This window comes from Arenibacter flavimaris, from assembly GCF_030291335.1.
Taxonomy (GTDB): Bacteria; Bacteroidota; Bacteroidia; order Flavobacteriales; family Flavobacteriaceae; genus Arenibacter.
Map to the genome: position 1 here is coordinate 1 of NZ_JASWIM010000089.1, position 1294 is coordinate 1294.

A 1294-nucleotide genomic window follows, 5' to 3' on the forward strand; every position below is an offset into this window, starting at 1 on the left:
CCTGGACAACCTTCCCGAAAACATACAACAAATGGTGCTCCGGGCAAGAGCGGAAGGAAAAGATATTGAATTCACTACAGAATATGAAGATCAATAACTAGTGTAGTTGCTCGGATGGATACGATATTGTGATATCATCCCAAAATCAATCTATTCCAACTTGCTCCCGAGCAATCTCATTTCCCACGTAATCGAATGGTTCGGGTATGGGTTGGAACTGTGCCTTAATTCGAATATACTCTTTCCAACGATACGGTTCTAGAACATTGATCATTTCTGAAGTCTCCAGACTTGATAGGCGTTTTAACAAGTCATATTTCGCCTTGGGCGATAAATTGGAATCCTGCTCAACTGCCTGCTTTTTTACCAAATACCTTGCCACTGTTGATTGAAACTCCAAGGCTTGGTCAACACCCATTACAAGGCGTGGCTGATATTGAGCTGTAATTTTCTTGGCCTCTAGACGGATGTTTCCATCTATTTTCAAGGCGTACATGGTTTGTCCCCTTAAATTGGAAAATGCACATATGAGCATGGCTAAAACTAGGTACTTGGGCTGTGAGATTGGAACATTTTTTATCATAATTATACACTTATAATTTTTTTCGGATTTTGGTCAATTTGCTACAAGTTAGTTTTGTAATTTAGGATATGGACCAAGACCTACTGATAAGCACCAAATAAGAATCCCATGGTATTCCATTTTGGAATTCTATATATAACTTCCAACTAATTTTGATTTATCGTATCTTTTACTTTCTCGATAAGCGGTTGGTACCTATCCAAAATAGTATTTGCATGGCCTCCATACGTATACGCATCTGGTTTTCTTTCCAACTGCCCTTGGGAGATCGGGATATAATTTCTCCAACCTTACCGACATCTTCTTACTTGTTTTATTATAGTATTGCTACGGCTAGTATTTTACAATACTCGGTAACATGGGTATGGCATATTTTTTCAGCACTTTTGTTTTTGATTCAACTTTGTAAATTATTAGCGTCCAATATATTTTAATTCGCGCAATAACATTGGAATTCATAGTTTAGGATTTAATTGATTTCGATACTCCTGTTTTTTCGGTCAGGTCTTGTCGCCTTTCCTACCCTAATATCCAATCGGCCATTTTTCATTTTTGCCTGTACTTTTTGAGGGTCTGCATTGGGAGGTATATAATACTCCCCAAATTTAGGACAGCAAGTTAAGTTGTAATTTAACCCTGTCAAATATGAAGAGATCTAGAAGAAAATTCAGTTCATCGTTCAAGGCCAAAGTGGCCATTGAGGCGATAAAG

2 protein-coding genes are annotated in these 1294 nt (G+C 37.8%); both read right to left on the minus strand.

Annotation, left to right across the window (positions count from 1 at the left end):
- Positions 1-145: 145 nt before the first annotated feature.
- Positions 146-583 (minus strand): hypothetical protein, encoded by a 438-nt coding sequence (locus tag QSE00_RS25120; protein WP_286108020.1) that lies wholly within the window; start codon positions 581-583, stop codon positions 146-148.
- Between the two features lie 469 nt (positions 584-1052).
- The gene (locus QSE00_RS25335) at positions 1053-1226 is read right to left on the minus strand and encodes an Hsp20 family protein (protein WP_353477506.1); all 174 of its coding nucleotides are present in this window, start codon (positions 1224-1226) and stop codon (positions 1053-1055) included.
- Positions 1227-1294: the final 68 nt, after the last annotated feature.

Excerpts from the sequence above, each read along its gene's own strand:
- QSE00_RS25120 (WP_286108020.1), bottom strand. The coding sequence starts at position 583 with ATGATAAAAAATGTTCCAATCTCACAGCCCAAGTACCTAGTTTTAGCC.